Annotated in this window: 20 protein-coding genes; 11 read left to right on the plus strand and 9 right to left on the minus strand. The window is 64.3% G+C overall.

What is annotated here, in order from left to right; genetic code table 11:
* Positions 1–3: 3 nt before the first annotated feature.
* The 4 genes from ACIBI6_RS16615 to ACIBI6_RS16630 all read right to left on the minus strand — a co-directional run bounded on the left by ACIBI6_RS16615 (position 4) and on the right by ACIBI6_RS16630 (position 3936).
* Positions 4–1164 (minus strand): anhydro-N-acetylmuramic acid kinase, encoded by a 1161-nt coding sequence (locus ACIBI6_RS16615; RefSeq protein WP_396956830.1) that lies wholly within the window; start codon positions 1162–1164, stop codon positions 4–6.
* Positions 1164–2693 carry a sodium:solute symporter gene (locus ACIBI6_RS16620; RefSeq protein WP_364351525.1) on the minus strand — a complete coding sequence of 510 codons (1530 nt, stop codon included), beginning with the start codon at positions 2691–2693 and terminating at the stop codon, positions 1164–1166. The genes ACIBI6_RS16615 and ACIBI6_RS16620 overlap by 1 nt, the downstream gene beginning before the upstream one ends.
* Positions 2694–2756: 63 nt before the next feature.
* Positions 2757–3686 (minus strand): BadF/BadG/BcrA/BcrD ATPase family protein, encoded by a 930-nt coding sequence (locus ACIBI6_RS16625; protein ID WP_364351528.1) that lies wholly within the window; start codon positions 3684–3686, stop codon positions 2757–2759.
* A 10-nt stretch (positions 3687–3696) separates the two neighbouring features.
* Entirely contained in the window at positions 3697–3936 is a 240-nt protein-coding gene (locus ACIBI6_RS16630) for a hypothetical protein (protein ID WP_364351531.1), read from the minus strand.
* Positions 3937–4056: 120 nt separating this feature from the next.
* Here ACIBI6_RS16630 and ACIBI6_RS16635 point away from each other — a divergent pair, with 120 nt between their 5' ends.
* The 8 genes from ACIBI6_RS16635 to ACIBI6_RS16670 all read left to right on the plus strand — a co-directional run bounded on the left by ACIBI6_RS16635 (position 4057) and on the right by ACIBI6_RS16670 (position 16981).
* Positions 4057–4644: a hypothetical protein gene (locus ACIBI6_RS16635; RefSeq protein ID WP_364351534.1), complete on the plus strand. Its 588-nt coding sequence runs from the start codon at positions 4057–4059 to the stop codon at positions 4642–4644.
* Between the two features lie 58 nt (positions 4645–4702).
* Positions 4703–5110: a TIGR03668 family PPOX class F420-dependent oxidoreductase gene (locus tag ACIBI6_RS16640; protein WP_364351667.1), complete on the plus strand. Its 408-nt coding sequence runs from the start codon at positions 4703–4705 to the stop codon at positions 5108–5110.
* 100 nt (positions 5111–5210) lie between these two features.
* Positions 5211–6041 (plus strand): mycofactocin-coupled SDR family oxidoreductase, encoded by an 831-nt coding sequence (locus ACIBI6_RS16645; RefSeq protein ID WP_364351537.1) that lies wholly within the window; start codon positions 5211–5213, stop codon positions 6039–6041.
* Positions 6042–6440: 399 nt separating this feature from the next.
* A complete protein-coding gene (locus ACIBI6_RS16650; RefSeq protein ID WP_364351540.1) occupies positions 6441–8792 on the plus strand; it encodes an arylsulfatase in 2352 nt (783 codons plus the stop codon).
* A gap of 47 nt (positions 8793–8839) precedes the next feature.
* Entirely contained in the window at positions 8840–9748 is a 909-nt protein-coding gene (locus tag ACIBI6_RS16655; protein ID WP_364351670.1) for a formylglycine-generating enzyme family protein, read from the plus strand.
* 815 nt (positions 9749–10563) lie between these two features.
* On the plus strand, positions 10564–11625 hold the full coding sequence (locus ACIBI6_RS16660) for an acyl-CoA desaturase (RefSeq protein WP_364351543.1): 1062 nt from the start codon (positions 10564–10566) through the stop codon (positions 11623–11625).
* A 302-nt stretch (positions 11626–11927) separates the two neighbouring features.
* Positions 11928–16100 (plus strand): TIR domain-containing protein, encoded by a 4173-nt coding sequence (locus ACIBI6_RS16665; protein WP_396956832.1) that lies wholly within the window; start codon positions 11928–11930, stop codon positions 16098–16100.
* The gene (locus ACIBI6_RS16670; protein ID WP_396956833.1) at positions 16097–16981 is read left to right on the plus strand and encodes a DUF4231 domain-containing protein; all 885 of its coding nucleotides are present in this window, start codon (positions 16097–16099) and stop codon (positions 16979–16981) included. Before ACIBI6_RS16665 ends, ACIBI6_RS16670 begins: the two co-directional genes overlap by 4 nt.
* A 19-nt stretch (positions 16982–17000) precedes the next feature.
* Here ACIBI6_RS16670 and ACIBI6_RS16675 read toward each other — a convergent pair whose 3' ends face one another.
* Entirely contained in the window at positions 17001–17900 is a 900-nt protein-coding gene (locus ACIBI6_RS16675) for a glycoside hydrolase family 43 protein (RefSeq protein WP_396956834.1), read from the minus strand.
* A gap of 456 nt (positions 17901–18356) precedes the next feature.
* Between ACIBI6_RS16675 and ACIBI6_RS16680 the strand changes: the two genes are divergently transcribed.
* Together ACIBI6_RS16680 and ACIBI6_RS16685 are read left to right on the plus strand one after the other, a co-directional pair.
* Positions 18357–19403, plus strand: coding sequence for a M4 family metallopeptidase (locus ACIBI6_RS16680; RefSeq protein ID WP_364351555.1), 1047 nt, complete (start codon positions 18357–18359; stop codon positions 19401–19403).
* 29 nt (positions 19404–19432) lie between these two features.
* Entirely contained in the window at positions 19433–19750 is a 318-nt protein-coding gene (locus tag ACIBI6_RS16685; RefSeq protein ID WP_396956836.1) for a protealysin inhibitor emfourin, read from the plus strand.
* A 59-nt stretch (positions 19751–19809) separates the two neighbouring features.
* On the opposite strand, the gene ACIBI6_RS16690 is transcribed toward ACIBI6_RS16685, so the two are convergent.
* The 4 genes from ACIBI6_RS16690 to ACIBI6_RS16705 form a co-directional block, all read right to left on the minus strand.
* Positions 19810–20802 (minus strand): TIGR03557 family F420-dependent LLM class oxidoreductase, encoded by a 993-nt coding sequence (locus tag ACIBI6_RS16690; protein WP_364351561.1) that lies wholly within the window; start codon positions 20800–20802, stop codon positions 19810–19812.
* Positions 20803–20967: 165 nt separating this feature from the next.
* Positions 20968–21441, minus strand: coding sequence for a CinA family protein (locus ACIBI6_RS16695; protein WP_364351564.1), 474 nt, complete (start codon positions 21439–21441; stop codon positions 20968–20970).
* Positions 21442–21504: 63 nt separating this feature from the next.
* Positions 21505–22572 (minus strand): CHAP domain-containing protein, encoded by a 1068-nt coding sequence (locus ACIBI6_RS16700; RefSeq protein ID WP_396956839.1) that lies wholly within the window; start codon positions 22570–22572, stop codon positions 21505–21507.
* Between the two features lie 285 nt (positions 22573–22857).
* The gene (locus ACIBI6_RS16705; protein WP_396956841.1) at positions 22858–25023 is read right to left on the minus strand and encodes an acyltransferase family protein; all 2166 of its coding nucleotides are present in this window, start codon (positions 25021–25023) and stop codon (positions 22858–22860) included.
* A gap of 186 nt (positions 25024–25209) precedes the next feature.
* Between ACIBI6_RS16705 and ACIBI6_RS16710 the strand changes: the two genes are divergently transcribed.
* Positions 25210–25911, plus strand: a complete 702-nt coding sequence (locus tag ACIBI6_RS16710; RefSeq protein WP_364351573.1) for an SDR family oxidoreductase — start codon at positions 25210–25212, stop codon at positions 25909–25911.
* Positions 25912–25929: the final 18 nt, after the last annotated feature.

Below are 25929 nucleotides of genomic sequence, written 5' to 3' on the forward strand. Positions count from 1 at the left end.
CGTTCACCCCGCCAGCGTGAGTCGTCGGGGCATGGTTACCGGCGCGCCGGGCAGTGTGAATCCAGCCGCACCCGGGGTGATGGAACCGAGCACCGCCGCGCGACTCGCTCCGGTACAGGCGGGATGGCTACCCGCCAGACCGTGTGCGGTGAGGAAGCCGAGCACGGCGAATGCGGTGGCCTCCTTCGCCGCCGACGGTAGGCCGAGTTCGTCCGATGTACGCAATTTCGTGGGGCCCAGAGATGCGCCGAGCATTGCCATCAGGGTGGGATTGCATGTCCCGCCGCCCGACGCGACGACCTCGGTCGGGCGCAGTGGTGCGAGGGCGTCGGCGATGGTGCGGGCGGTCAGCGCGGTCACAGTGGCGACAATATCGTCGGCGGAGGCCGCGGGGCCGTCCAACACGCGCTCCAGGTAGCTGCGGTTGAACAGCTCCTTGCCGGTGGACTTGGGGGCCGGTGCGCGGTAATAGGGTTCCGCGAGAAGGGTTTCCAGCAGATCGGTATCGATGTCGCCGCGGGCGGCACGTACTCCGTCACGGTCTAAATGCTCGACACCGCCCGTGCACAATTCGACGGCCGCATCGATCAGCGCGTTGCCAGGTCCGGTGTCGAAGGCGACCGGCTTGTCGCCGGTGACTGTGACATTCGCGATCCCGCCGATATTCAGCGCGGCCGCGCGTTCGGGACGTCCCGCCAGCCACAGCAGGTCGAACAGCCCCACCAGCGGTGCGCCCTGTCCGCCTGCGGCGATATCGCGCGAACGAAAGTCGCTGACGACCGGCAATCCGGTGCGTTCGGCGATCCATGCGGGCTGACCCAGCTGCAGCGTGCCCTTTACCGCACCGTCGCTCACCCAGTGGTAGACGGTCTGCCCATGGGAGGCAACGAGATCGGCTGTGCCGCCGAAGAACTCGTACATTGCCGCCAGAGCCGCATCGGCGAAGGCCTGGCCGATCGCGGTATCCAGACGGCACACGGTCGCCATGTCCATGGCATTGGGCGGCAAGGCGGCGATGAGTTCCGAGCGCAGTTCGTCGGGATACGATCGGCTGAGCTGTCCGACGAGTCGCACCTGAATCGTCGTGTCCCGCAATACGATGTCCGCCCCGACGGCGTCGATCGCATCGTGCGAGGTTCCCGACATCAACCCGATGACGCGCACTAGGCCACCACCGCAACAGGTTCCGGCTCATCCGGTGCGGACGCCGAGTGGAACAGGCTCGCGATGCCGCCGACGATCAATGTCACGAGTACACCGATCGGCACCAACCACTGTGCCGCGATCCCCTTTTCGACCACCTTCCCGGCGACGGTCACATCGATCTTGACCACCCGCACCACGAATGTCATCACGATCACCGTGGCAATGAAGGCGACGATCGCGTCGAACTGGTTGGCGCGCGCGACCAGTCGCCCGAGCAGGAACGCGCCGAGCAGCGCACCGTAGGTGTAGCCGGCGATGGTGAGCGCCGTCAGGTACACATTGCCCGTCGTCGCACTGAAACCCATGGCGAACAGCGCCATCAGCGCCGCCCACACCAGTGTCATCACGCGCGCCAGACGCAGCAGCGTGGCATCGGCGAGCGTACGTCGGGAGAAGCCGCGAATGATATCGGCGACCGTCGAATTGGCCATGGAATTCAACGCCGAGGACAGCGACCCCATTGCCGCGCCGAGGATTCCGGCGACCAATAGCCCGGAGACCACCACCGGCAACCCGTGCAGAATGAAGTTGGGATACAGACTGTCCGCGCTGGCCAATCCGAGTTCCTTGGCCGTCTTGCCGCTGTTGTATGACCACAGCAGCACACCGACCAAGGAGAACGCGGCGAATTGGATGGCCACGAAGATGCCCGAACCGATCATCGCCTTCTGACTGTCGCGCAGCGACCGCGTCGCCAGAATCCGCTGCACGATCAGTTGATCCGAGCCGTGCGAGGCCATCGCGAAGATCGCGCCGCCGATAACCGCGGTCGGCAGGGCGAATGTGCTGGTGAGGATGTGCGCGAGACCGAAATCGGTATCGAAGACGCGGAACTTGCCCGCATGCAACGCATCCGACCAGCCGGAGGCGCCGACATGGCCGGTGAGCACACAGATCGCGATAAGTGCACCGGTGAGGTAGAGGCCCATCTGCAGCGCGTCGGTCCAGATCACCGCCTTGATGCCGCCGAGGTAGGTGTAAACGACGGTCAACAACGTCAGCGCCACGATGATCGCGTCGTAGCCGAAGTCGAGTCCGAATTCGCTGAGCAGCAACTTGATCGGAATGGCTGAGGCGAACAGTCGCACACCCTCCGCGAGCAGCCGGGTGAACACGAAAGTCACCGCGGCCACGCCCTGCAGATAGCGACCGAAACGAAGCTCGAGGTACTGGTACGCGCTGACGAACCCGCCGCGCTTGTAGAGCGGGATCAGCACGATCGCCACCACCGTGCGTCCGATGATGTACCCGATGGCCAATTCGACATTTCCGAAGGCCTGATCGGTGTAGGCGCCACCCGGAATCGAAATGACGGTGAGCACACTCGTTTCGGTGGCCACCACCGACAAACACACTGTCCACCACGGCATACGGCCCTCACCGACGAAATAGTCGCTGCTGGACTTCTGTTTTCCGGACAGCCGCAGGCCGATCCACGCGACGGTGACGAGATAGACGACGATGACGGCAAGATTGAGTGCGTTCAACGCAGCTCCCCGGTGACGCGGCGGACTGAGTGCAATTAAGTGTCAGTGGTCACGCATGTCCTGTCAATAAGTGTCAGAGATTCGGGTGACCAGCGCTTCGAGCGCGGTGGTCGGGTCGAGGCCGAGCAATGCGGCACCGTCGATCGGATCGCCGATCGGATCGCGGCGGTCGATCGCGTGCGCGATCCGGTGGTCGAGCGGCTCCAGGAGTGGCGCGCCGAGCTTGGTGAGACCGCCCGTGATCGCATAGGGGACCGGTGGACGAATTCCGGATCGTTCGATCGCGGCGAGGACGGTGCGAGCGAGTGCACCTGCAGCGGCTGCCATGATCGCGGCCGCGATATCGTCGACAGCGGCGGCTACGAAGGGTGCGAACTCGGCGGCGATCAGGGCCGGATTATCCTGTTCGCCAAGATATTTCGGCAGTGCTTCCAGTTCGATGCCGTAGCGTTCGCGGGCCTTCTCGGTCAGGATCGTGCGTTGCCCGCGGCCATCATGGGCACGTAGTGCGGCGCGTAGACCTTCGAGGCCGATCCAGCCGCCGCTGCCCTCATCGCCGAGTTGCGGTCCCCACCCGTCGACTCGGGTAAACCCGCCGGCATCGTCGACGGCGGTCGCGACGGCCCCGGTTCCGATAGCCAGCACGACACCGGGGGATCCTCCCAGCGCCCCGGCGTGTGCGGTGACGGCGTCGGAAGTCACGGCGACCGCTGCCGCGCCGGGAACCTCCGCCAACCGCCGGGCAAGTGCCGCCGCCGCGTCCGGTGCCGATGCGGCACCCGCCGCGCCGACAGACAGCGTGAATGTTGTTGGTAGCGAATCGATCTGCCTTGTCACCGCGTAGATCGCACGCTCCGCCGCAATGACACCCGTCGCGTATGCCAGCCCCGGCGCACCCGGTGCTTCCGCATAGCCGACCTGACTTCCGTCGACGCGCAATGAACCGCGACAGCCCGTCTTGCCGAGATCGATCGCGAGAACATGGCTGGTCATGGGAACATCTTTACCCTGTGCTCGGCGAGATTGAGGCCATCGCTGAGTGTCGACGCCGCGACGAGCAGACGAGTTCGGCCTCCGAGTCCTTGACCGCTGCGTCAGCATCGAGGACCACGTCGATGCGATCGGGATCGACAACGATCACGCCTTCCTCCTCGGCGAGGATCAGGTCACCGGGGGATACCTCGACGCCACCAGAGGTCACCGGAGTCTGTAGCTCACCGAGTTGTGCGGTGGTGCCCGCCACAGGCGTGACGAAGCGGCTCGTTGATCTCGGCGGATTTCCAGCAAACTATTGGCACACCACCGTATGATGCGTCAAGAATTCGGTTTGCCCTGCTGCGATGACATCCAGGAGGTCATGCGCGTGGAAGACAACCGATACCTGGCCGAGGACGAAACGGCACGCGAAATGCGTCGCAGAATAGCGCTGGCGCTGCCCGCATTGGGGCTGATGGAGCCCGTTGTCTGGAACGGCTCGAACGGTAACGCAGCCGAGCCGTTGACCGTCGAATTCCCGACTGTCCAAGACCGGTCCCCGGGGCCGGGCACCACGATTCACGGCTTGGCCGACCTGAACTGGCAGCCTGTACCCGGCGCACCACCGCAAAGCTTCGAAACCGCCGACGTGCTCGGTTCCTATCGAACCCCCGGCTTCTACGCGAGCTATGCCCGCTGGCACCCCGGTTGGATGAGCGCCCCGCACGCCTACACCTTCGATCGCCACGCCGTAATGCTGTCGGGCGTATGGACGGTCGGCGCGGGCCCCACCATCGACCTCACCGCCACCCTGCCCATGTACCCTGGCGAATTCGCCACGCGCACAGCGGGTACACCGCACTACGACGGAACTTTGGGCGACAGCCCGGAGCCCGCGGTTTTCATCCTGTTCGGAATCGGGCCTGCCGTACCGATTCCCGTGGACCCCGCGCGGCCGCTGTTCGTCCGCATCTAGTCGCGAACCAGGCGAGAATGAGTGTGTGGCCGATCGTTGATGCGGAGGTTCGGTGCGACTGAATGCGAAACTGGCGCGGGAACGGTTCATGGCAGAACCGGTAGCCCGACTCGCCACCGTGTCCACCGACCTGCGTCCACATATCGTGCCGATCGTATTCGCGGTCATCGACCACATCATCTACAGCGCCGTAGATGCGAAGCCGAAGACGACAACAGCCTTGCGCCGCTTGGCGAATATCGCCGCGAACCCCACCGTAGCCGTGCTCGCCGACCACTACAGCCAGGACTGGACGCACCTGTGGTGGACCAGAGCCGACGGCACCGCGCGAATCGTTGACGCCCCCGAAGCCGAGCAAGCCCTGGAGCTTCTGACCGCACGGTATCCCGTCTACCGCACCCAGCCGCCCCCCGGACCGGTGCTGGCCGTCGACGTCACCCGCTGGTCGGGCTGGTCCGCGAGCTGACCTGTCGATCTACTCGCCTCGCGCAATGGACGTAGCCGTTCCTGCCGAGTCACACCACGGATCGTGAAAGCATGGGATCACCGGTCGAGAGGGGACACGCGTGGGGCAGCTGGAGGGCAAGGTAGCAGTGATCACCGGGGGCGCGCGCGGTCAAGGGCGTTCGCATGCGGTCACTTTGGCCGCTGAAGGCGCCGACATCGTGCTGTGCGATATCGCCGAGCCGATCAGCAGCGTGCCGTATCCGCTGAGCTCCGAAGACGATCTCGCCCAGACCGTCAAGCTCGTCGAGGAGACCGGGCGGCGCTGCCTCGCGGTACAGGCCGACGTGCGCAGCCGCGCGGCGATGGACGGGTTGGCCGAACGGGCCGTCGCCGAATTCGGCCGGATCGACATCCTGCTCGCCAACGCCGGTATCGCCTCGGGTGCGGCCATCGCCGAGATGGACGAGCAGATGTGGCAGGACATGATCGATGTCAACCTCACCGGCGTCTTCCACAGTTTCCGTGCCGTGGTGCCGCATATGATCGAACGCCGGTGGGGCAGAATCGTTGCCACCTCGTCCATCGTCGGCCGCATGGGAGCGGCGAACTCGGGCCACTACGCGGCAGCGAAATGGGGTGTCATCGGTTTGGTCAAATCGCTTGCCCATGAAGCAATTCCGCACGGCATCACCGTCAACGCGGTACTACCGGCCGGTGTGCGCACCGATATGATCATGAATCCGGCAATGTATTCGGCGATGGTGCCCGATATCGAGAATCCCACCCTCGAGGATGTGGAGGCGATGTTCGCCTCCGGTCCGCCGAATGGCGACCTCATTGTGCCGCAAGAGGTTTCCCAAGCAATCCTACTTCTGGTCGGCGAATCCGGGCGCCACTTCAACGGCGAAGCGATCACCATCTCCGGTGGCATGAGCGCGGGCACCATCTGACGCGCGCCGCAAATCAACCGAAGTCGCCCTTTACGTCGACTGAACACTCCCGCCGGCGCGACTAGTCACCCAACAGCTGCCCGTCTTTTTCGTCGGTGCGAGGTGTAGGCCGCCCTGTGGGACTGACCGCAAGTGGTGACACAGCGCCGTCCGACGCCGTACTCTCTGAGTACGGAACGCGTTGATCAGCGAATATTCGGACATCATGTCCGCGAAGTACGTGACCACCACACGTCGAATCGAATATCCGAACTCTCCGCCGCATCACCGGAGCTGGGCGCGCCTGTCCCGACACCACGGCCGCACCGATCGGCGTTCGCGTTTCAACCCGCATGAGGTCCGGAGCCTGGACAACAGGACGAATGGCAAACCAACAGCTCTCGTTATCGGAGGTGGATGATGGCCAGGAAGTTCGAGGGGAAGGTCGCGCTCGACATACGTGATTCGGTCCCCGATTGGGGGCCTTACGCAGAGCCGACGGCGCCGCGGGGCGCGCCGAATGTGTTGTATCTGGTGTGGGACGACATCGGGATCGGCACCTGGGACTGTTACGGCGGTCTGGTCGAGATGCCGAATATGAAGCGCATCGCCGATAGCGGTGTGCAGTTCACGCAGTTCCACACCACCGCCCTGTGTTCACCCACACGCGCCTCCTTGATGACCGGCCGGAATGCGACCTCGGTCGGTATGGCGACCATCGAGGAGTTCACCGACGGGTTCCCGAGTATGTGTGGGCGCATACCGGCCGAAACCGCGCTGTGCTCGGAGGTTCTCGCCGAGCGTGGGTGGAATACGTACGCGGTCGGCAAATGGCATATGACTCCACTGGAAGAGGAGAATCTGGCCGCATCCAAGCGGCATTGGCCGCTGGGGCGTGGGTTCGAGCGATTTTACGGTTTCCTGGGCGGCGAGGCCGACCAGTGGTATCCGAATCTGGTGTACGACAATCACCCGATTTCGCAGCCTTACCCTCCGGAAGACGGATATCACCTGTCGAAGGATCTGGCGGACAAGGCGATCGAGTTCATCCGCGATTCGAAGGTGGTTGCCCCCGACAAGCCGTGGTTCACCTACTTGTGCCCGGGAGCCGGGCATGCGCCGCACCACGTACCACGGGAATGGGCCGACAAGTACCGCGGCCGGTTCGACATGGGCTATGAGAAGTATCGCGAGATCGTCCTGGAGAACCAGAAGCGCATGGGTCTGGTGCCGGAGAACACCGAATTGTCGCCGATGAATCCGTATTCGAATGTCACCAGCGCGGACGGCAAGCCGTGGCCGGCGCTGGATACGGTGCGGGCGTGGGATTCGTTGTCGGAGGACGAGAAGCGGCTGTTCCGACGGCAGGCCGAGGTATTCGCCGGATTCCTGTCCTACACCGACGCGCAGATCGGCCGACTACTGGACTATCTCGAAGAAAGCGGCCAACTGGACAACACCATCATCGTCGCCTTCTCGGACAACGGTGCCAGCGGCGAGGGTGGGCCGAATGGCACCGCCAATGAGATGAAGTTCTTCAACGGCTACATCGACACGATCGAGGACAGTCTGGGCAAGCTCGACGAGCTGGGTTCGCCGACCACCTACAGCCACTACAGCATCGGCTGGGCGATGGCGTTCAACACCCCGTACAAGCTGTACAAGCGATATGCCTCGCACGAAGGCGGCATCGCTGACCCGTGCCTGATGTCATGGCCGGCCGGTGTGGCGGCCCGCGGCGAGGTGCGCCACCAGTACCTCAACGTCTGCGATGTCACCCCGACCGTCTACGACCTGCTCGGCATCACACCCCCGGATACGGTGAAGAACGTACGACAGCGTCCTTTGGAAGGCATCAGTTTCCGGGCGCTGTTCGATGACGCGAACGCGGACGTCGGTAAGCACACGCAGTTCTATTCGATGCTCGGCACGCGCGGGATCTGGCAAGACGGGTGGTTCGCCGACACCGTTCACGCGGCATGTCCGTCCGGCTGGGGGCATTTCGACCAGGACCGCTGGGAACTGTTCCATATCGAGCAGGACCGCAGCCAGATGCACGACCTGGCCGATGTTCATCCCGAGAAGCTGGAGGAGCTGAAGGCGCTGTGGTTCTCGGAGGCGGAGAAATACAACGGCTTCCCGCTCAACGATCTCGACGTCATCTCCATGATGACGCGTCACCGCCCGACGTACGGTGCGAATCGGGACAGCGCTGTCTACTATCCAGGCGTCGCGGATGTGGGCCCCGGGGCGGCGCTGGAGATTCAGGGACGGTCGTTCGCGCTGCTCGCAGAGGCGACGATCGACAATGCCGATGCCGAAGGGGTGCTCTTCGCTCATGGCGGCCGACTCGGTGGACACACCCTCTACGTCAAGGACGGCCACCTTTGTTACACCTATAACTTCCTCGGTGAGGAAGAGCAGACCATCGTCTCCGATCGAACGGTCCCGCTGGGCGACCACATCCTCGGCATCCGGTACGAGCGCCACGGTACCCGCCCCGATAACTTCACACCCACCGGTGAGGCCGTCTTGTACATCGATGAGAACCCGGTCGGCTCTCTCGATGACATGCGGACCCAGCCCATCGTTTTCTCCGGCGTCGGAGAAGGAATCCGCGTCGGCCGCGACAGCGGTCAGTCCGTATCCGCGAGCTACCGCTCACCGTTCCCGTTCACCGGGGGAACGATGCACCAGGTCATCGAGGACGTGAGCGGCAAGCCCTACCAGGACCTGGAAATGGCGGCGGCTGCGGCATTTTCGCGCGATTGAGGCGGCGATCCGTGGCTACCGCAACCCGTCACGATGTCCGGCGAGGCATGGTCCGGATATCCGGCGGCAGCTTCGCGATGGGATCGGAGGACTTCTTCCCCGAGGAGCGGCCGGTGCACCAGGTGCGGGTCGATTCGTTCTGGATCGATCCGCATCCGGTGACCAACGCCGCGTTCCGACGCTTCGTGAAACAGACCGGATACGTCACGGTCGCCGAACGTACTCCCGCGGCCGAGGACTACCCGGAGGCGGAGCCGGAGAACCTGATTCCGGGGGCACTGGTATTCCAACCCACCAAGGGACCGGTGCCATTGGACAACTGGCGCCGTTGGTGGCGGTATGTGCCCGGCGCATGCTGGCGCCACCCGCGCGGGCCCGGCAGCACACTCGACGGGCTCGACCGCCACCCGGTCACCCAGGTCGCCTACGAGGACGCCACTGCATACGCGGCCTGGGTCGGTAAAAAGCTGCCGACCGAGGCCGAATGGGAGTATGCCGCCCGCGGCGGACTGGACGGGGCCACCTACGCCTGGGGCGAGCAGTTCGAACCCACCGGCCGGCGCATGGCCAACATCTGGGTCGGCGCATTTCCGTGGCAATTCCACCCCGGTCGCGGGCAGACCGGGACGCCCGGCACCACAGCGGTCGGGACTTATTCACCGAACGGCTACGGTCTGCACGATCTGACCGGCAATGTCTGGGAGTGGACTGTGGACTACTTCCGCCCGCAGCACCCGACGCCGACCTGCTGTGCCCCACACAATCCGCGCGTGGACACCCCCGAACCAACAGCGCCGCAACGATTTCCACGCCGCATCATCAAGGGCGGATCGTATCTGTGTGCGGCCGACTACTGCCTTCGGTACCGGCCCGCGGCCCGACAAGGTCAGACCGAAGACACCGCTACCTGCCATCTAGGCTTCCGGTGCGTCGCGCACGACGCACCGGAAGCATGAAATTGCTTCCTCGACCGGCTAGCCGGTCCTCGACCGGCTAGCCCAGTTCGAGCGTGCCGAGAATCTCAGATGCACCAAACGACGCTACCGAGCGGGAAACACAACACGACCGAACCGGCCGGAGTGGCGGATGCCGACGGTGATTCGGCAGAAGCTGCGGGAGCTGCGAGGACTAGCAGAGGCAAGGCCATAACAGTGGCGGCAACGGTTTTGACTGTCTTATTGGACATTTTTCATCCTTCAACTAAAGGTTTGAATCGAGAATTATTCTCAACATCCCCGTAGTCGCCCTGTTGGGCCCATACGCACCTTTTGTCTGGTACGCCGAATTCGGTGATGTAGACCCCGACGAGCTCTATGAAGTCCGCGAACCAGGCGACGCTGCCAAGTTGCCGGAATCAAGCTCTGAATGCATCACGTGCCGATCGAATGCTGCTGGCACGCGGTTGGTTGCTTGGTGAAGTTCACATGATTTGCCCCGGATGGAGCACATCCTCCGGCGAGGCCGACAGTTGCTTCATCGGCCGGACCGAACAGGGACGCCATCTGGTAAACGGTAAGGCGTCAAGTAGAGCTTACCGCTGGCTACCACACGAATCGGTGGAAACTGGGGAACATTTCGAAGACAACTCTCCGATTTATGACGAGGCCCCGAGGCCGAGTCGCCCTCGGTCGCCGTGGTCGGAGCTCCGTTCGGCAGTTCGATCGCCACACCGACCCCCAGTGTTCGAGCTATATCAGGCTATTGTTCGGTCCACACCGCTAGGTTTGCGGGCATCCTTCGCAGCCGGTGATGTATCGATAGGGGCCAACGCGTGACACTGACCGAAACCGACCCGCGCGTCGAACGCGACCGATCAGGGGAGCGGGGCAGCGACTACGCCAGGTTGTCTCGCCGAGTGCGACAAGCGGGACTGCTCACCCGGCGGCTGCGCTACTACGGTGGGCTGATCGCGGTCACGGTGGTGGGGCTGGCCGCCGGATGGACGGCGTTCGCACTCATCGGTGACTCGTGGTGGCAGCTGGGCACCGCGGTGTTTCTGGCCGCGATCTTCGCTCAGTTCGCCTTCCTCGGCCACGACGCCGGGCATCAGCAGATCTTTCGCACCCGCCGAGCCAATCAGCTGTTCGGCATGATCTGCGGGAATCTCGGCATCGGGTTGAGCATCGGCTGGTGGGTCGGCAATCACAACCGGCACCACGCGAACCCCAATACCGAGGGCGCCGACCCCGACATCATGGGCGTGCTGGCACACTCCGATGTGCGGGCGCGGGCCAGCCGCGGCATCCGGCGGCTGATATTCCGATACCAGGCATGGCTGTTCTTCCCGATGCTGTTGCTCGAAGCGGGCAGCCTGCACACCGCCAGCGTTCGAGCCGTGGCACGACGGGCGACGCCGTACTGGGCTTGGGAGGCCGCGCTACTGTGCGCCCACGCGATCTTGTATCTGTCCGCGGTGTTCCTGGTGTTGTCCCCGGCTAAAGCGATTGCCTTCCTCGTCGTTCAGCAAGGCCTGTTCGGGTTCTACATGGGGTGCACTTTCGCACCCAACCACAAGGGGATGGCCGTACTGCCCACACCTGGTTCCACCGACTTCCTGCGCCGTCAAGTGCTCACATCTCGCAATGTCCACGGCGGGTGGTTGACCGATGCCGCCCTCGGCGGCCTGAACTACCAGATCGAGCACCACCTGTTCCCATCCATGCCCCGGGCCAACCTGCGCCGAGCCCAACCGCTGGTCGCCGCATTCTGCGCTGAAATCGGTGTTCCCTATCGCCAGACCAGCCTGTTCGGCTCATACGCCCAGGCGCTACGTCACCTGCACACCGTCGGTCGATCGGCCGGCGCGGCCTCCTCGTCGCGTTCGACGAGCTGATCGATTCCGGACAGCCCGGCAGTCAGCACATGAATGAACTTCGCCGCTGGTCCAGCCGCTCAACTAGCAGCCCGGCGAACCACACTGTTGGTCACTAGCCCTCCTCGCACTCGATTCCGGCCTGCATCGATGCCGACGACACGAACACCCTGCCAAGTAAACAACCTTGCGTAGTGTTTGCGCAGAATATCGAGTAGCCGATACTCGCGTGCGTCGGTTTGTTCGAGCGCAGGATTTTCGTATGACGCTTGCGATATTCGGCGTGGGCTTCCGCCGGGGTTGACACACGGTGGTGTAGCCCAATGTCCAGGGTCTTTCTCAGTCACTCCAGCCGGGACGATCGCGAAGCGATCGCCCTCAAGACGTGGCTGACCGCAGCCGATCCAGGCCTGACCGGTGAGATTTTTCTCGATCTGGACCGACAGACCGGAATTCCGGTGGGCGTGCGGTGGAAAGACGCGCTGCGCCGCGCGAGCGACCGGTGCGAAGCGGTTATCTGTCTCGTTTCCGATAATTGGGACGCATCGCGCGAATGCAAAGTCGAATACCGCCACGCCGAGGACCTGAACAAGCCGATCTTCGCGGTTCGGTTGCAGCCTTTGACCGGTCGCGATATCACTACCGAATGGCAGCGCTGCGACCTGTTCGGTGACGGTCCGAAAACGGAGATCGCGGTGGACGGTGAGTCACCCCCGGTGCGACTGCTCACCGATGGTCTACTGCGACTCCGGGACGGTTTGCGCGCGGCCGGGATAGGGGCAGATACCTTTGCTTGGCCGCCGCCGGACGAACCGGACCGGACACCGTATCGCGGCTGGCAGCCACTGGAACAGGTGGACGCCGCAGTGTATTTCGGGCGCGACACCCAGGTCGGTCGCGCTCTGAATGCGATACGGGGAATGCGCAATTGCGGCGAGGGTCAAATGTTCGTCATTCTCGGGCCGTCGGGCGTCGGCAAATCGTCGTTCCTGCGGGCGGGCTTGCTACCGCGCCTGCATCGCGATGACCGGCATTTCCTGCCGATGGGCATCGTCCGGCCGCAACGTAACGCGCTCACCGGCGGCAGCGGATTCGCACACTCGATTCACGACCTACGCGACAGCATGGGATTGCACACACCCAGCCTCGGTGCGATCAAGGAAGGAATTCGGGATGTCACCCGTCTGTGTGCATGGCTGACCGAGGCGCAGCAGGCCGCCAAGGATCGCATTATCGACGCGACCGACAACGTGCCACCCACGCTCGTATTGCCGATCGACCAGGCCGAGGAACTATTCGGCGTCGACGCGGGTGAGCAGGCAGGCGCCTTCCTCGGTGTGCTCGCAGAACTGCTCGGCGCGGACGACGCGCTGCCGATGATCGCGATCGCGACAATTCGCTCCGACCGGTACGAGCCACTGCAGACCGCGCCGCAGTCGGCCGCCCTGGAGGTCCGCCCGTTCGATGATCTGAAACCTATGCCGCAGGCTCAATTCAAAGAGGTGATCTGTGGACCTGCTCGACGCGCGCGGGAATCCGGGAGCCGACTCTCGTTTGCGCCCGACCTGGTCGACCGACTGCTCGACGACTGGTCGCGCGGCGCGGATACGCTGCCGCTGCTCTCCCTCACGCTGGCACGGCTCTACCAGGACTACGGCGACGCAGAGATCACACTCGCCGAGTACAACGCGATGGGAGGGCTGCGCCGCGTCGTGCAGTGCGAGATCGACGAGCTGCTCGCCGCGGATCTCTCAGCCAGGCAGCGGCAATTGAAGGTGCTGCGCACCGCGTTCGTACCGTGGCTGGCGACGATTAATCCGGACAACGACCAGCCGATGCGGCGCGCGGCGCGTTGGTTCGACCTGCCGTCGGAGAGCCACCCGCTGCTCGAGGCGTTCATCGCCAGGCGCCTGCTGGTCCGCGACGAGCGCGACGGCGAGGTTGTTGTCGAAGTCGCGTTGGAAAGCTTACTGCGCCAATGGGATACGCTCGCCACGTGGCTGCGCGAGCAGTCCACCGACTTGAAGAACGCCGACGAGTTGGAACGCGCGGCGCACGCCTGGAAAGCCAACGCGCGCAGCGACGAATGGCTGCTCGTCGGCAGCCGACTCGATGATGCCGAATCCCTCGCCGCCGAACCGGGTTTCCGGGAGCGGCTCAACCCGACGCGGGAATTCCTGCTCGCCTCCCGGCGGTGTGCAGACGAGCGCGTCGAGGCAGACCTGCGGGCGGCGCGGGAGCGTCAGGAATCCGCGGAGGCCTTGGCGGCTGCGGAAACTCAGGCCAAGGAAAAGGCGCAGGAGTACACCCGGGTGCTGCGACGGCGGTCGCAAATACTGCGGGTGGCGTTGGCGTTAGCGGTAGTCGCGGCGTTGGCCGCCGGATTCTTGTTCCTCAAAGCATCGAGAGCGGAGAAAGACGCGACCGCGCGCAGCCGGGATGCGACCGCGTTGGCACTGCTCGCGAATTCGCAACTGATGCTGTCCGGTTCGTATCCGGGCGTCAACGACGACGTGCTCGCCATGCAGAGTGTGCTTGCCGCGCGCAGTTTTCCGAACCGCAACAACGGCGAATACTCGTTGCTCAGCGCCGTGAATCAGCTACGCAACCTGCGCAAGATCATCCCCACCGGCGGCGGCGACCTTCGCAGCGTCGATTTCAGTCCCGACGGCACGCGCGTCGTGTCCAGTCATGGTGAGCACATCCAGCTGTGGGACGCCGAAACCTGGAAGCCCATCGGCGAGTTCATGACCGGGCACACGCGGGAGGTGATGCAGGTCGCGTTCAGCCCCGACGGCAAACGCATCGTGACCGCCAGTGTCGACAACACATTGCGGCTGTGGGATGCCGAGACCCGCCTGCCGATCGGCGAACCGCTTCGCGGACACGAAGCACAGGTCACCAGCGTCGCGTTCAGCCGGGACGGCCGCCGAATCGTGTCGGGCAGCTCGGACAAGACGCTACGAGTGTGGGATGTCGAATCCCGCCAGCAGTTCGGTGAGCCTATGCGCGGACACGAGAGAGAGGTGATGAGCGTCGCGGTCGGCGTCGATAACACGGTCGCGTCAACAGGTTTCGATGGCACGGTTCGGCTGTGGGATATCGAGTCCCGTCAGCAGATCGGGGAGCTGATACGCGTACCCGGAGAAGAGTTCAGCAGTGTCACGTTCAGCCAGGACGGCACCCGAATCGCAGCGAGTGGTTCCGAGACCACGATCCGGCTGTGGGATGCCCATACCCGCCAGCCGATCGGCGAACCGCTGCGCGGCCACACCGCCGCTATCGAGCGAGTGGTGTTCAGCCGCGACGGATCCCGGCTCGCCTCGGCAAGCGACGACAAGACGGTGCGGCTGTGGGATACCGCGACCGGCCAGCCGGTCGGAGAACCGTTGGTGGGACACGAATTCGCGGTCAGCGCGGTCGCCTTCTACCCTGACGGACAGCGTCTGGTTTCCAGTGGCTTCGACGAAACGCTGCGCGAATGGGACGCCGGTGGCGGACAGGTTCTCCGCGGGCACAACGGGGGAGTTCTCGCCGCGGAATTCAGCCCGGACGGCACTCGGATCGTGTCCGACGGTGTCGATGCGACGATACGGCAGTGGGATGCCCGTACCGGGGCACCTCTGGCTGCGGTGATCCCGATCGAGGGCGTGCCCGCATGGCACTTCAGCCCCGACGGCACGCAGATCGTCACGATCTCTACCACCATGCTGCGACACTGGGACCTGGCCAGCGGTGCTCCGGTCGGGAACTCGATCGCCATACCGCCGGACACCAAGCGTCTGGCATTCGGCGTCGCCGACCGAAAACTCGCGACGGACAACGGCACTGATATCCAGATACGCGACATCGACACGATGCAGCCGATCGGTGTTCCAATTCGACAGCCCGCGTTGAATGCCTTCGAATTCAGCCCCGACGGTCGACAATTCGCCACCGGCGGCCGGGACTGGAGTGTCCGCCTCTGGGATACGAACTCGGGCCAGCAGATCGGTAAGGTCCTGAAAGGCCAAGGCTGGGTCAAGGACATAGAGTTCAGTCGGGACGGCCACACGCTCGCCGTCGCATACCAGGACAAGACGGTACGGCTGTGGAACGCGCAGACCGGAGATCCCATCGGCGATCCCATGCGGACCGATGGCTGGGTAAGCGACCTCGCGTTCAGCCCCGACGGCCGAACCATCGTCACCGGAGGTGAGGACAGCACCGTTCGTTTGTGGGATGTCCAGAAGCACAGTCAGATCGGTTCTGCCCTCATGGGACACACCCAACCGGTAACGCATGTGGAGTTCAGCCCCGACGGCAAGGATGTCGTGTCGACGAGCTACGACGGAACCATCCGTGTTCGGCCGGTCCCGACCGCATCAACAGACATCTTGTGCGACAAGATGACCTCCAACATGAGCCGGGAACGCTGGAACTCCTGGGTCTCGCCGAAAATCCCTTACCACAAACTGTGCCCGAATCTGCCGATCAAGGGTGAGGAGGGCAAATGACAGTGGCTTCCGATGACGAGCTGGTGAATGCCCTCTGGGAGAGGCGGATTCGCTGGTCCCATGCGGCCACCCGGATGAAACTGCGGATCGACCGACTCCGGCTGACGGTGCTGTACCTGAGCAGTTGGGGAGCGATCGCGGCCGCACTGACGGCTACGGTGCTGCGGCAGTCCGGGCTGAGCTCGCGCATCGTCGCGGCCACCGGTGCGGCGGCACTGGCAGGTGCCACCTATGTCGGAGCACAGTTACTGACCTCGGAAGCGGTCCGGCGCTGGACCCGCGCGCGGGCGGTATCGGAGGGAATGCGACAGCAGATCTTCAGGTTTCGCGCGATTCCGGGCACAGTCGCGCAGCTTCGCGCCGAAGTCGAAGAGCTCGAACAGGCCGCCGAGGACCTCCTGTGCTTCCTCGAGGAGGCGCCGCCCGTGGGACCCGCACCTGGGCCGCTGACACCGGAGCAGTATGCGAGCAAACGCGTCGAAGGCCAGATCACCAATTACTATCGCCCGACCGCTCGACGGTATTGCGCGCGAGCACAATTCCTGCGTCGGGTCGCCATCGCACTGGGGCTGATCGCCACGATGGCGGCGTCGGTCAGCACCGCGGTCAGCGCCGACGCCGCCACCCGAATCGCACCATGGATAGCCGTTTTGACCACACTCAGCGGTGCGCTGGTCGCCTATCTCGCAAGTAAGCGATATGACTTCCTGGTCGTCAGCTATCTCGCGACCGCCAACCGGTTACAGCGACTGCTCGACCACTGGCGAACAGCGGGATCCCCGACCGATCCACCGCAGTGGTCGGAATTCGTCGACGACTGCGAGAACACCATCGCCGTCGAAAACGAAAGCTGGCTGGCAAAATGGGCCGACGCCCGCTGACCATTCGAGCGAGGTCGTATCAACTGTCGGGCTGTTCGATGAACTCCGGGTAGACCGTGAAATGGCGGACCGTGCCTGATAGGTCGGGGAGTTCGACAGGTGTCGTCCATGTTCGGAAGTTGTCGTAGCAGTCGCTGTACAAGTATCGGTGGTCGGTATAGGCGTCGAAATAGATTCGCCAGCCGCCGCCGGGGAGCGCGATGATGCACGGTCCTTCGACGGGCGCGCCCCAACCGGCCCAATCGTCGTTTGCCACAAAGGTGTACGGGCCGAGCAGATGATCGGCGACGGCGAGTTCGATGTATTTGGTGGATTCATTCTTGGTGAAGGCGTAGTAGCGCCCAGCTGCGCGGACCACGGTGGTGTCGATATAGCCGTAGGAGGTGTTGTCGGGCTGGGCCAGCCCGATCAGCGGCCTCGGTGCGCTCCATGAGCGCAGTTTCGGGTCAGCGGTGGTCAGGTGCGGTGTGAACCGGTAGCCGTCCGACAACGAGACGATGACACTGATGCTTCCGTCGGTGTCGATGAACCACTCCGGCGCCCAGGTCGATGTCACGCCCGGCAGCGGCACCATGATGTCGTAGAGATGACTCCAGTTCAGCCGGTCCGCGCTGTAGGCGAAACCGATGGTTCGCCCTTCCCAGCCGGTGGTGTAGGTGAGGTAGTAGTAGCCATCGATATTGCGAAAGACGCTGGGGTCGCGCAGCAGACCCGTCGGCGGCCGGTAGGCGGGCCCGCTCAGCTGCCGGAAGGTGATCGCATCGTCGGATTCGTAAACATACAGATCGGTTTCGCTGTCATCGGTGAACGCGGTCATGGTGTATCGCGGCACCGAAGGTGGCCGCTGCGCGGCCGCCGCGTGCCCGGCGGCAGGTAGCGCCGCAGCCAACGCCAGCAACGATCTTCGGCTGAGCACCATCCGCTGATTGTGCCGCGAAGTCGACTGAACATTTGCCGACACGCCGACGGGGTATGCGAGGCCTAACAGCCAAGGCCCGCGGCACCTTTCACGCGAGGCCGACACGGCACGCCCCGCTTACCCTGCTGGACGCTACTCGGCCCGCTCAATCGCCTCGATAAGAGATAAGGAGTAGTCGCCTACCCGTGTCCGCAGCTATGCGCAGTCCGACAATGAATACGCAGGTCGAAGCCGGTCCAGGCGGTAAGGCACAAGCCAATGATCTGTCCGCTCAACCGTGCGGAAACAAGTTGAATCGACAGCGCCACAAGCGTTTTCGACAGATAAGACGCCCGGGTAACGTCGAGCGGCCGAACGGTCCTGGCAAACCTCGACTCCGCGCTGGCCTTCGCCGCGCCCATACTGGCCCGCCCATCCAGAATCAGCCGCCGCACAGCACCCGAAACGGAGCAGAAAATGCGATACCCAACAGCGTGCATCCTCCCACCCGACCTACTGCAGTCGGTCGCGCGTGAACTTCCGCCGGAACAGCGAGCAGAACTGCTTGCCTCCATGGATCTGGACAACAGCATCCGAATGATGCGGGCCGAAGCCGTCGGCCGACAGGGACCACGACCGCAACAGGCCGTCGGCGCGGTATCGAACGGTATACCGCAGCGATCGATCTTCGACCAGCGGCATTCCACTGCGATGGTGCCGGGCACGCTTGTTCGAGCCGAAGGTCAGCCGCCGGTTGCCGACCCGTCGATCAACTCCGCCTACGACAACTTCGGCGCCACCTACGATTTCTATTGGAACGTATTCCAACGCGACTCCATCGACGACCAGGGCATGCCGATCGCCGCTATGGTGCATTTCAGCGCCAAATACGACAACGCGTTCTGGGATGGACAGGGACACATGTTCTTCGGTGACGGAAGCGGCCAGATATTCACCGACACCACCCGCAGCCTCGACGTGGTCGCGCACGAGTTGACCCACGGGGTCACCCAGTTCGAGGCGAATCTCACCTATTCCAACCAGTCCGGCGCACTCAACGAATCCTTGTCCGATGTTTTCGGATCGTTGGTGCAGCAGTACCACCTCGCCCAGACCGCGGATCAAGCCGACTGGTTGATCGGTGCGGACATCGTGGGACCGCTGCTGTCACCTGCATTGCGATCGCTGAAGGCCCCCGGCACAGCCAACCCTCATGACAACCAACCCGCCGACATGTCCAAATACGTGCAGACCACCAGGGACAACGGTGGCGTCCACATCAACTCGGGCATCCCGAACCACGCCTTCTACGTGCTCGCCACCACGCTGGGCGGGGAAGCGTGGAAGACGCCGGGAACAGTCTGGTACGACGCGCTCGTCGACCCCGGGCTCAAACCCAACGCCACCTTCGGCAACTTCGCCGCATTGACGTTGAAGCAGGCCCGCTACCGTTTCGGAAGGGTCAGCAATGAAGCGCACGCGGTGGAATCGGCATGGGATGCCGTGAAAGTCACGCTGCGCTGAACCCGACGGCCACGAATACCATCGTGTCTATGGCCACATCCGACGTACGTCTCGAATTCCGGCGAAGCGGCGGCCTCGCCGGAATAGAGATGACGACCTCGGTCGACGCGCGCGATCTGCCCGCCGAGCAGGCACCGGTCATCACCGACCTGCTCAACAACACATTGCCCGAGCGGAACACACCGACACACCGTCCACCGATGCCGGATCAGTTCGACTACGAACTCACCGTCACCGACGGCAATCGGAGCAGCACCTATCACTGGACCGACATACAGATCCCCGACGCGGCACAACCGCTGATCGCCGAACTCGCTGAACGTTCCGAACCGGAGCCGACTATCTGAAGCGGATCGCCTGACAAGAAGGCAGCCACCGTAGGCGGCTCGAGCTGTGGCCCATCAGTTCAGGAATCGGTATCGGCCGCGCGGAGTTTCGCCAGCAGGGGTTCGGCTGCCTCGGCGAGGAATCGGTCCTGTTGTTCGTCGCCGATTTCGACGACAGCGATGTCGGTGAAGCCAGCGTCCTGGTAGGGCCGCACCGCCGCCACGATGGCGTCGAGATCGGGACCGCACGGGATCGTCTCGGCGATATCTTGCGGGCGCACGAACTGCGTCGCGGCCGCGAAACTCGCCGGCGTCGGCAGGTTCGAGTTGACATCCCAGCCGCCCGCAGACCACCGGAACTGTTCGTGGGCGCGCTGGATTGCTTTGTCGCGGTCGGTATCCCAGCTGATCGGCAGTTGCCCGGTCACGCGGGACTTCGCCGCAGCGGAGTCGTTCGCGCGTACGCTATGCCATGACCGAACGAGTTCGGCATCGGGACTGGTGCTGACCATCTCGTCGGCCAATGGGGCGAATCGCTGCACCGATCGTGGTCCGGATACCGCGACCGCGATCGGTACCGGCTGGTCCGGCAAGTCCCAGACCTTAGCGGCGTCGACTCGATACCAGTCGCCGAGTCGGCTGACCGTCCCGCCCGCGTGCAGATCACGAATGATGCCGATGGCCTCCGCGAGTCGCTCCAGCCGTTCCTCGAGCCCGGGCCAGCCCGCACCGATCACGTGTTCGTTGAGGCTCTCGCCGCTTCCGAGCCCAAGGGTGAACCGCCCTTCGGCCAGGATCTGCAACGTCGCCGCCTGCTGCGCCACAATCGCGGGGTGGTAGCGCATGGTCGGGCACGTCACGTAGGTCATCAACGGGATTCGCCGGGTCGCCTGCGCGACGGCCCCGAGGGTGGTCCAGGCGTTCGGGGCGTGTCCCTGCTCCTCGAGCCACGGTGCGTAGTGGTCGCTGCTGACCAGGAAGTCGAATCCTGCCTGTTCAGCGGCGACCGCATAGCGGACGAGCTCGCGCGGGCCGCTCTGCTCGGTCATCAGTGTGTATCCGAATCGGGTCACTGTCGCTCCTTCTCGCTCGGCGGTGGATATCGGTGGGCTACCCGTCTACCGCGTAGTTATCGGTGACGCTTTCCACGCATACGAGCAAGGGCAAGTCGTGACCCGGCAATACCCGCCTCGGATCGACAGATGCTTGCTCGGCACCGCGGGCAACCGCCGCAGACGTCAGAGCGAGGCGTCGTCCATTGCCTCGCGCACCATGTCGAGGGCGACTTCGACCGTGCGCCTCAGCACATCTTCGGGTTCGCCATCGAAGAGCTCATGTCGTGCCCAAGTCCCACCCTCGCCGTGGACCGCCAGCCATACCGACCCCGCCGGTTCACCGTCCTGGGGATCAGGGCCGCCGACCCCCGTCACAGCCACAGCCACGTCCGCGCCCAGCAATTTCCGCACGCCGATCGCCATGGCTCGAGCCGCGGTCTCCGACACGACAGGTACGTCGGGAACGCCCAGGACCTGCCGTTTGACATCAGCACTGTAGGCAACCACCGCACCCCGCAACCACCGCGCAGAGTCCGGGGCAGCCCCCAATGCCGCCGACAACTGCCCGCAGGTCAACGATTCCGCAACCGCCACCATCCGTTTCGACCGCATGGCGACCGCGGCAACTCGGCTCGCAGACTCATCGATTCTGGACATCGAAACCACCCTATCGGTTCCGGCAGACCTTCCCCGGTCCTTCCAGCACTGGGCGGCCGGCGGTTACACGTTGGCCGTGGTCTTCGCCGGCGGGTGTATGACGCCGGTGAAATTTCCGCTGGAGAGGTTGTAGGTGTGCTGGCGTACGGCGTCGCCGGAGTTGCCTTCGATGGTGGTGATGCTGTTGCCGTTGCGGGCCACCACGACACCGATGTGGTGTTGGCCGCCGAAAACGACGAGGTCCCCGGGGCGGGCGCTGGACATGTCGCTATCGGCCCAGCCCTTACCTGTGGCGTCGGACCAGACGCTGGGCACGTAGTTCTTGTTGCTCCAGCCGACGTCGATGCCGGACTGCTTCCACACCCAGGTGGCGAAGGACGCGCACCATGCGTCATCGATGTTGTAGGGGCGGTTCACGTGGTTGGTTCCGATTTCGGTGACGCCGAGTTCGTTCTCGGCGAATCCCTTGATCTTGTCGATAGTGCTGGAGTCGGCGGGCGGCACATAACTGTGGCCGGACCACGGTGTCGTCAACGGCGCCGTGGTCCCACCGTAGCCGCTGCTGATCGGGTTGTCGGGGGCGGAGTTGTTGATGTGATCGGCATAGCGCTGGATGTCGGTCGCGGCGTCGCGCATCCGCTGCTCTACTGTCGCGGCGGTGGTGGCGCATGCGGTCCGCAGCGGGCCCTCCACCGATTCCGGCCAGTATTCTCTGCCTGTCGGGTCGACGCGGGGTCCGGGTGTGTTCTTTGCGTCGTCGATGGTGCGTTGGAGCCGGTTGACCGCTGTCTCGATGTCGTCATATGCGTCGCCCGCCACGGAGTAGGTTCCGTAGGTCGAGCTGTCGACACCTTCGTCGTTCGCGTCCATCGAGGCTTCGATGTCGCGCAGCGCGGAGACGGTTTCGTTGTGGTTGGTGGTGGCGATCGACTGATTCTTGTCGTCGATAATCTTGTTGTCGCGCAGTAGTTTCACGAATTTCGGGGCCCTGGACGGAGTGCCCGCGCCCAGGTTGTCGACATTGGCTTGGATCGCAGCGCGGGTGGCGCGGACGGCGCTTTTGAGCGTGTCCGATGCGTAACCGGGAACCGTCAGCTCGACGACTTTATAGTGGTCGACGGTCGGGCTCATCGCAGCGCCTCGTTGTCGCTCGGCTGTGGACCAACGAATAGCGACATCCGTAATCCTCTACTCCCAGGGACCGACGCGATTCGAGTATCGGTCATTCCCAGAATCGGGAAATGATGATCCAACATCCTTGCCCGGTCTTTCGGGTTGTTGACGCCGTCTTTCGCCTGGCGCCCAGGGGAGGGCGGCTCGACGCAGAGGATGCGTGGATCTAAATCCATTGGGCCAGAGACTTTCTGGGCAACCGACCGACGTTTTCGGCCTTCGGCTACCTGAATCGAGCTCGGCTCAGCCGTTGGCGAGCGCGTGGTCAGCGAGTGCGGCGATGACCGGTCCGAGTGTTCTGGCGTAACCGACGGTGAGGTGGTTGTCGTCGCGGTACACCAGGTTGTCACCGATGATGAGGGGGCAGCGGGCGGTCGTGCAGAACAGGGCGGTCAGATCGGCGTACTGGCCGCCGCCGGCGATGGCTGCCGCCTGCTCGGCCCCGATACCCGCATCATCGACCGCGACCGGCCGGGCCGGCGTGCATGCCGCCGGATCGTCGATATGTTCGGATAGGCATACCGGCACGGTGGCGTGCGGATCGGGGATCGGCCCGAGCACGAGGACCGCCGCTCCCGTCGCTCGCAGCTGGCCGACCAGGCGGTTCAAGCTGTCGACCCAGGCCTGGTCGTAAGAGACGAAGCCGAAGTCGGCGCCGTAGCGCCGGGACATGCTCAGCACGATCAGGCGGGGGCGTTCGGCCCGCAACCGGGACAGGATCTGGTCGCGCCACTGCTCGCATTCGGTGTACTCGCGGCCCAGATAGGGACTGGTGATGGGCAACCCGAGCAACGGACAGGTGACCTTGGCCATGGTTTCCAGCCGCCAGTGCCGCTGCGCGGCGATCGGCTCGAACGCCGGATGCCACATCGCGGCGTGTGAATCACCGACGAGGGCCACTGTAGTGGCCGAGTCCGGATCGCCGGAGGCGCACTCGGCCTGTCCCACCTCACGCCACGATCGCACGCAGCCGTCGACGAACACGCCCGCCTTGTCGCCGGGCGCGTCGGCCAGTGCGGGGCTCAGATTCGAAGGGACAGCTCGGATTTCGGCCGAAGCAGCGACTGCGGCCTGCGTCTGCGCGGTCAGCTGCCGGACCGCCGCATCGCGTGCGTCGGCGCTGGGAGCGGCCGGTACCGCCGGCGTGGCGAGTGTGAGAGCCGCGGCCGCCGCGCCACGGCCGACCGGGACAGGTACGAGCATCAGCAGCATCAGTCCCGCACAACCGGCGACCGCGGTGATCGCGCCGCCGCAGGCGAGGCTGCGTACGGCTGACCCTCGCAACGGGGCGGCGAAGCGAACCGGATTCTCGACCAGCCACAATGTGAGCATGGCGAGTCCGCCTGCCGTCATGACCGCGCCCATAGAGCCACCCAGTCCGAGTTGGTGACCAAGCACGCGCGGTGCCAGCAGTAATACCGGCCAGTGCCACAGATACCAGGAGTACGACAGGCGGCCGATGGCCCGCATTACCGGCAGCGCCAGTACGCGACCAACCCCGAATCGTGTTTCCCCACAACCCGATACGATCACCAGGGCAGTACCGAGAACGGGGAGCAGTGCCGCAGCGCCGGGATACGGTGTCGTCCCGTTCAGGTGGGTACATGCCGCGACGATCAGGACCAGCCCGATCCATCCAGCAGGGGCGGCGACCGCTTTCGGCAAACGCGACCACGCAGCGGTCGACAGCGCGACGATGCCGCCGGTGCCCAGTTCCCAGGCCCGCGTCGGCAGCGAGAAGAACGCCCACGGTGGCAGCGTGCTGGTCCAGATCAGCGAGATCGCGAAGGAGAGCGCGGCGGCTACCGCAACAACGATCAGGTACGGGAACACAGCTGCCGATCCGATTCGGCGGCGCCGCGCGAACCAGGCCGTGACCGCGATCAGTACGGGCCACAACAGATAGAACTGCTCCTCCACACCGAGCGACCAGAAGTGCTGAAACGGCGATGGAGACGTGCCGCCCGCCAGGTAGTCGGTGCCGCGTAGCGCGAGCCGATAGTTCCCGGTATACAAGGCGCTGGCGATCCCATCGCCGAGGACCTGGCGAGCCTGCAGCGGCGGCAGTAGCACCGCCGCGCCGATCGCGGTGGCAACCACCACGACGCCTGCCGCGGGCAGCAGACGGCGGGCCCGTGCGCCGTAGAACCGCACCAGCCCGACAGTGTCGGCGGAAGCTGCTTCCCGCCAAAGAATTCCGGTGACGAGGAAGCCGGAAATGACGAAAAAGACATCGACACCAACGAATCCGCCCCCGACGCCGGGCATGTTCACATGAAAAAGCACAACGGCCAGTACGGCGACTGCTCGCAACCCCTCGATGTCGGGCCGAAATGTCGCGCACGGTGTCGTATTGAGCGCCTGATCAGCCTGCCGATCTAGCAATCCGTCGCTCGCCGCCACCGTCATGCGCGGCATTGTTACCGATCCCGCCAGCTATGTCACGGCAACTCACCGCGCACCAGGCTGCCCGACCTCGATCTTTCGGCCCCACACGCGATGAAATTCGGTTGCGACCGTGCTCTGCCGCTGAACCAGAATGTTGGCTATAGTTATGCATAGTCAGCTAAGATGGGGTCGATCAGGAAGGCAGACATGACCAGAATCGAAGGCGCTATCGCACTGGTGACCGGCGGGCAGCGCGGCCTCGGCCGCGCGTTCACCGCCGAGCTCCTGGCGCGTGGCGCGGCCAAGGTCTACGCCACCGCCCGCAAGCCCGAGGCGGGCGATGACGCCCGCGTAGTGCCGCTCGAATTGGAGGTTACCGATCCGGATTCGGTTGCGGCCGTGGCAAATCGGGCCACTGACGTAAACATAGTCATCAACAATGCGGGTGTACTGCGCCCTGCGCCGCTACTGCATGCCGAAATGGCCGATGTGGCCGAAACATTCGAGACCAACGTCTTCGGTCCCCTGCGCATCGCCCAAGCCTTCGCTCCTATCCTCGCCGCCAATGGTGGTGGCGCACTGGTGGATATCCACTCCGTGCTGTCCTGGAGCTCCGGAGCCGCGGCCTACGGTGCGTCCAAGGCCGCCCTGTGGTCTGTGACCAACTCCCTGCGCATCGAATTGGCGGCGCAGGGCACCCAGGTCATCGGCGTCCACCTCGGCTTCGCCGAGACCGACATGGTGAAGGCCATAGATGCCGCCAAACTCAGCCCCGCCATGGTCGCCGCCGCAGTCGCCGATGGCCTGGAAGAGGGGGCGAACGAGGTCCTCGTCGATGAGTTCACCCGGCAGGTGAAGGCCTCCCTGTCCGGTCCCGTCGAGAACCTCGTTCTTCCCTTCCGTCGCTGACACATCGCTTGGCCCAAA

It is taken from the genome of Nocardia sp. NPDC050412 (assembly GCF_044458825.1).
Lineage (GTDB): Bacteria > Actinomycetota > Actinomycetes > Mycobacteriales > Mycobacteriaceae > Nocardia.